The organism is Pseudomonas sp. 51_B (genome assembly GCF_017491595.1).
Classification (GTDB): Bacteria; Pseudomonadota; Gammaproteobacteria; order Pseudomonadales; family Pseudomonadaceae; genus Aquipseudomonas; species Aquipseudomonas promysalinigenes.
On sequence record NZ_JAFGYW010000112.1, the window covers coordinates 1 to 576 of the forward strand.

1 protein-coding gene is annotated in these 576 nt (G+C 57.3%); it reads left to right on the forward strand.

The window, feature by feature from the left end; all coding sequences use genetic code 11:
- Window positions 1-47 precede the first annotated feature (47 nt).
- Window positions 48-576: glutathione S-transferase (locus J5M56_RS23905; protein ID WP_207937931.1), on the forward strand; the 529-nt coding region annotated here is incomplete at its 3' end.

The window sequence follows — 576 nt, forward strand, 5'->3', positions numbered from 1 at the left end:
ATTCAGGTGCGGCGCCAGGGCAATGGTTTGAGCACGCTGGAGGTGAAATGAACACGCTGTATTCCTTCCGCCGCTGCCCTTACGCCATGCGTGCGCGACTGGTCCTGCGTTATGCGGGCGTGCCGGTGGAGATCGTTGAGGTCAGCCTCAAGAACAAGCCGGCGGAAATGCTCGCGCTCTCACCCAAGGGCACCGTGCCGGTGCTGAATGCCGATGGCGTGGTGATCGATGAGAGTCTGCAGATCATGCGCTGGGCTTTGGCGCAGAATGATCCGGATGATTGGTTGTACAAGGATGATCCGGGAGCAGACGTCATCATGGACATGCTGATCGAGACGAACGATCAACGATTCAAGACTTCGTTGAACCACTACAAATACGCTGAGCGTTATCCAGAGCAACCGATGGAGGTCTATCGCATGCAGTGCGAGATGATCGCCCACTATCTGGATCTGACGCTCGCAGACCACGACTATTTGCTGGGTGACCGGCTCAGTCTCGCCGACATCGCCCTGCTGCCCTTCGTCCGACAGTTCGCTCATGTTGATCGCGAGTGGTTTGCGCAGACGCCTTATC